This is a genomic window from Protofrankia sp. Cr1, from assembly GCF_963555865.1.
GTDB lineage: Bacteria > Actinomycetota > Actinomycetes > Frankiales > Frankiaceae > Protofrankia.
In genome coordinates, this window is the sequence record NZ_CAUVXO010000093.1 from 9,511 (window position 1) to 15,194 (window position 5,684).

4 protein-coding genes are annotated in these 5,684 nt (G+C 68.0%); 3 read left to right on the top strand and 1 reads right to left on the bottom strand.

The window, feature by feature from the left end; genetic code table 11:
* Both U9980_RS10380 and U9980_RS10385 read left to right on the top strand, forming a co-directional pair.
* Nucleotides 1-397 (top strand): hypothetical protein (locus U9980_RS10380; protein ID WP_322767725.1); only part of this gene is annotated, 397 nt, incomplete at its 5' end.
* A 799-nt stretch (nucleotides 398-1,196) separates the two neighbouring features.
* Complete coding sequence (locus tag U9980_RS10385) at nucleotides 1,197-2,567, top strand: hypothetical protein (RefSeq protein WP_322767726.1); 1,371 nt, start codon at nucleotides 1,197-1,199, stop codon at nucleotides 2,565-2,567.
* Nucleotides 2,568-2,643: 76 nt separating this feature from the next.
* Here the strand turns inward: U9980_RS10385 and U9980_RS10390 are convergent, their stop codons facing one another.
* Nucleotides 2,644-4,188 carry a glycosyltransferase family 4 protein gene (locus U9980_RS10390; RefSeq protein ID WP_322767727.1) on the bottom strand — a complete coding sequence of 515 codons (1,545 nt, stop codon included), beginning with the start codon at nucleotides 4,186-4,188 and terminating at the stop codon, nucleotides 2,644-2,646.
* A 217-nt stretch (nucleotides 4,189-4,405) separates the two neighbouring features.
* On the opposite strand from U9980_RS10390, the gene U9980_RS10395 reads away from it, so the two are divergent.
* On the top strand, nucleotides 4,406-5,684 hold a 1,279-nt coding region (locus U9980_RS10395), incomplete at its 3' end, for a polysaccharide biosynthesis protein (protein ID WP_322767728.1).

Below are 5,684 nucleotides of genomic sequence, written 5' to 3' on the forward strand. Positions count from 1 at the left end.
CACCGGTCGGTGGGGCACCGGTCGGTGGGTCCGGCGGCAACAGCCCGAGCAGGTGCGAGATCAGCTCCGCTACGGTGTCATCGCGGCCGGCATGTGCGCGGTTACACTGGTCGCAGGTCCGGTTGCGCTGGTAATCCCGGCGCTGGTCGCGGTTGCTCGACGCTGGTCAACCGGGCTGTCCTGGCTTGCCGCCGGCTGCGTGGGCGCTGCCGTGACGGTGGTGGCGCTGACGCCCGACAGTCTCCCGGGCTCTGGCCGGGGAGCCTTCGGCTGGCAGGTCCAGCTGTGCGGCGCAGGCGCGTTCGCATGCGTGCTCACATCCACGGCTGTCCGTCGCGTCGTGCGGCCAGCCGATCGCCCGTCGGTGTCGGTCCCCGCTCAGAGCGATCGTCGATAGCGGGGCAGGTCCGGTCGGTCCGCCCCGCTGTGGACTCGGGATTCCTTGATCTACCCCTCTGGTGCCGGGCACGCTCGGTTTCGCTGGATCCTGCGTGGCGGATCATCGGCTATCATGCATCAATATTGTTTAGCAGTTGGGTGTTAGTTGTGTATTTTTCGACTGGACATGTTCGGTAATGTGCTCTTCTGATTGGATGCGGAGTTCCTGCGTGACCAGGCAATCTCGCAGGCAATCCGGCATATCTATACCGGGTTTCCGGGTATATAGAGTGGACGCCGCCCGAGCCTGCCAGTAGGTCATTACAGCCTTGGCCGGCTGTGAATCGGCCGTTCTCGCATCTCATCGGTTCACCTGAGAAGAGCCGCATCCAGTGGATTTGTTCCGGGTCTGCCGCAGGTGATCGGTTCGTGCGACGTATCCGGCGATAAAAGAGGTCTTCGCCACTATTCCTGCCCGAATCTCGTCAACTGACCTGACGGGACGGAAACTGGGTCGTGTGGGGTGTGTCGTGGGGACATTTCGCCGCTCTGAGCCGAAGGAAGGTGTCAGAATCGACTCCCGCGAGATGTGGCGGCCGGCGCCGGTTGCGGAACCACTTGTCAGCCTGATTCCGTATCCCCGATCCGGGTCATCCACTCCCCACCTGTCAACCGGGCCGGTGCACGCAGGTCCGGTGCACGCAGGTCCGGTGCACGCAGGGCACGAGCCGGTGCGGCCTGCTCGTGACCGGCGTTTTTCGGTGCTGGAAGATATGATCATGGCTTCTGATCGCCGGTCGGCGCCGGTCTCGGTTGGCATGATCGCACGCACCCGTGAGGCCATCGACCTGGTGACGTTGCGCAGGGCGGTGCAGGGTGCCGCGGCCCGGTATCCGATGGCGCGAGCACGGATGCGCACCGGCCTGCTTGGCCGGCGGTGGTCATTCCCGGACGTCGCCGATATTCCGATCATCACAGCCAGTGGTCATGATGATGGTGACCTCTGGGATGCGTTCGCCGGCCTGTGCTCTCGCCCTTTTGCCTTGAGCCGGGTGCCTGCGGTGCGGGTTCTGCACATGCGGTTGCCCGAGGATGACGCACTCGCGGTTGCCGCGCATCATGTCGCTCTCGACGGATTGAGCGTGGCGATGTTGCTGCACGCGATCCTGGAGCGCTGTGTCGTCCTGGAGCCCCGTGTCGTCACCAGGACGCGCCGTCCACGCGGGACAGCTGTTGACAACCTGGTGGACGGCGGTGTTTCCGGGAGCGCTATCGCCAGGGGTGACATCTGCGGTGGAGGCATTGCCGGGGGCGACATTGCCGGGGGCGACGCGTGCGCCGGGCCCCCGCGCCACCGTCGGCGGGCAGCCCCGTCCATGGAGCGGATCAGCCGCCTCGTGCCTGGCGTGGCGGCGCTGCGCCAGCCGGTGCAGGGGCGGATCGCCCCCGCGCCCGGCCTCGGCCGTGCCAACCGCACATCACCGAACAGCCGAGCCTGCGTCTACGGCGTGTACTGCATGGCGGTTCCCGTCCCCAAGCCCGGGCGGTCTGCCACCGGTGGCACGGTCACCGTCAACGATCTTCTGTTGGCAGCCGCCGCGGCTGCGGTGGAGCAGTGGAACACCGCGGCCGGGCGGGAGACCGGGCGGTTGCGGGTACGGATGCCGATCAACCTCCGCGACCGCGATGGGGAGGTTGCCCTCGGCAACCATACGGGAGATGCGGTGATTGCCATGACACCGCTGGACCGGCGGGACCCCGAAACCCTGCTGGCCGCGGTGTGCAGGCAGACGGCGGCTAACAAGGCAGCAGGGCCACCAGCGGAGACCGGGAATGCCCTGCGCGGTACAGCCTGGCTGCCCGGCCCGGCGCGGCACGCGCTGCTGCGCGTCGCCGCGACCGTTGCGCGACCGCTACTTATGCCGACGGCCAGCGTGACGAACCTCGGACGGCTGTCTGGCCGGCCTACATCGGGCGCTGATACTCCGCAGATCACATCGCTGTACTTCGCTGCATTCGCGGGTTTGCCACAGGGGCTCGTGATCACTGCCGCGGGCTATGGTGACGATCTGAACCTGGCGTTCTGTTACCATTGCGACCTTTTTGATCAATCGGCTGTGCGGCGCTTCGCCGCGCTCTACCGGGTAGCTCTCGATGACCTGACCCGGGTACCCGAGCCGCGCACCTGATCCGGGTCGACCTGGTTGACCCGGTCGACCCGTGGTGGAGGGCTTCGGTGCCGTGGCACGGGGAACCCCTGGCGCTCTAACCGGCCGCGGCAGGGGCTCTGCCCGCTTCCACGGCATCGGGCCGGGCACAGCGGACTGCGGCGACCAGCAGGTCCTCCCCGGTCGCGGCCCGTACCTCGATCGGGCCGGTGACACCGGCCCGATCGAGTGCGGCACGAGCATCGGCGAGGCCCGCACCGTAGAGCACCGCGACCGCATGGCCGAAGCCGTCCCCGGCGCGCAGCGTCCCGTCCCGGTAAGGTCCGTCCCCTTCGGGGATATTGCGATATACCAGGTCGGTACGGCGCAGGACTGGCAGTGCCTGGCTCGGCGACAGCAGGAATTCCGCTCGGGTGACAAGGACGTCCGCGCGGCGTGACTCCCGCGGGCGGCGGCCCGGCGTGCGGTTGTCCAGCCTGTCCATCTCGGCGGTCACGATGCGGGCCAGCAGCTCGGCGGTGGCGTCCCAGGAGAAGCGTGCGGCCCACGCTCGGGCCCGTTCGCGCCAGCGGGTCGCCGTGACCGGGTCCGCGAGGGCGGAAAGTGCACGGTCGATCGTGGGTCCGAGCGCATCAGCGTCATCCGCCAACCAGCCGGTTTTGCCATGGCAGACGGCATCGCGTAGCCCGGGCACGCGGAATGCCACGGCCGGGACACCGTGGGCATTAGCCTCCAGTACGGACAAACCCCACCCTTCACCGTGGGACGGATTGACAGTCAGCCAGGCCGTCGACAGCAGCCGGTCCCGTTTCATAGCCGTCACGTAGCCGTGCCAGTGCACAATGTCCTCGCCGAGACCGAGCCCGGCCGCGTGCCGGATGAGCCGTTCCCGGTCCGGTCCGTCGCCGACCACGTCGACGACCAGTCCCGGGTGGGCCGCGCGAAGCGTGGGAAGCGCGTCGAGCAGCAGGTGCAGCCGCTTGTGCGGGACGAGGCGGCCCACACAGACGATGGTCGGTCGGTCCGCCGGTCGGCCAGACCCGTGATCCCACGGAAGATCGACGCCGCCGGGCACGATGAAACGTGGCCCGCGCAGCTTCAGGACCTCCCACGCTTCGTCCCTGGTCGAGGGTGACACGACGGCCACCGGACACTGCCGGTACACCCAACGGCTGCCGGGGGTCTCCATCAGCTGGCCGATCCTGGCCACGGGCGCCGGGAAGTAGAGCGGGAACTGCCGCTGGTGGACGTGGTGCACAACCTGGACGACCGGGGTACTGGGCAGCACCAGCGGGCTGAAGAACGGGATGCCGTTCTGGCAGTCCACCACTGCGTCGATGTCGTGCCGGTCGCGTAGGAGGCGAGCCAACGCGGCCGGGTACACCCCGAACGTCCCACCTGAGCGCTCGACGTCGATGCCCCGTACGTTCTGCGACCGTTGGGTGCCGGGCGGTCGGGAGGTGAGCAGACTCACCCGCGCACCAGCCGCGGCAAACCGTTCTGCGACCGATTGGCAGTAGAGCTCGGCGCCACCGGCCTGAGGATGCTCAAGATCACGCCAGTTGAGAAACACCACACGACGCCCGGCGAGCGTATCCAGATGCCTGCCCCGACCGTCCGCTGGTGCTGCAATTGCGGGCACCAGGTCTGCTCCCTTCAGCTCGACCCCCAACCTGCCCCGTTGTTTTCGGCACGGTCTCGCCGCACCGCTCCGTACTCCGCGCGACGATGGTGCCAGATCGCGGGCACCCGATGCGGGCCGGGTACGGCGTTGGCCTACCGTGGGCAGAGGACGTCCGGAAAATGGCGGCAAAACGCCGACGCGCTGGCGGACACGAAAGCGTGCGGGAGGAAGGTGGATGGCGATCGCAGCGCGTGAGCTGATCGTGCGGGGCCTCGCCGGCCCCGGGTCGCTCGCGGTTGCCGGAGTTGTCGTCAACGGCGGAAACCTCCTGGTCAACCTTGTACTCGCGCGGGTACTCAATGCCACCAACTATGGTGCGCTGGTCGTTCAGACCGGGATCTTTCTGATCCTTTCGATGGGCGGCTCGGCCTTGCAGGTCGCCGTGGTCCAGCGGGACACATCTTTTCCCGGTGATACCCGACACGCACGGGCGTCCTGGATTCGCCGGCTGCGCAGTGTCGGCATGGTTGTGGTTGTTGTCACCTGTGTCCTCGGTCTGTTGGTATGCGGCCAGGTGGCGGCGATCCTGTCTTATCCGCATCCATTCGCGATTGCCGAGGCAATCGCGGGAGCTGCGATCTGGGTCTCACTTTCGGTCGAGCGTGGTCTGTTGCAGGCGCGTCGCGCCTACCAGGAACTCGCCTATAATTTCGTACTTGAGGGTGCTGGCCGCATCGTCGTCATCATCGGTCTGGCGTTCGCCGGATTCGGAGTCAACGGTGCGGGTCTCGGGTTGATCGTCGGTGTTCTGTGCGGCACCGCACATGCCCGCCGGCGTACGGCCCGGACTACGCGGGGAATGACCACGCGGGGAATGACGGACACCCGACCCATGCCCGCGCTCTGGTACGACACGACAACCGCTCTCGGCGCGCTCGTGCCGCTCGCGATGCTGCAGAACATGGATGTGGTCATCGTCGGCTGGCTCAACCCCGCCGAGGTCGGGGCCTACGCGGCTGTTTCGACGGCCTGCAAGGTGCCGGTGTTCATCGGTCTGGCGGTGGCGAACTTCCTGCTCCCGGAGGCGGCTCAGCGCCGGGCGCAGGGTCGTCCAGCCACCACAGCCCTGCTCGCGGCGGTCGGCTGGGTGGCCGCCCCCGGCCTGCTGCTGGTGGGGACAGGCGTGGTCGCGGCCAGACCCGTGCTGTCAGTGGTGTTCGGCCCGCACCTGGCCGCGGGCGCCTCGACACTGTGGATCCTGGCACTGGCCATGACCTGTCTTGCCGTGACGCTGCTGTTCACCAACTACCTCCTGGGGGCGGGCCGGCGGGAGGTAGTGGGGGTGCTCGCGGCCGGTACCGTGCTCACCGCCGCAGGCTTGGCCGCCGCCGGCGGTCACCTGGTCGCCACGGCCACCGTCGGTCTCGGCTGTCAGGCGGTGACCGCGACCATGGCCGGCATCATGGTGTTGCGGGCGCATCGGCCGGCAGCGGCGGACCTGCGCATCCCGGTCG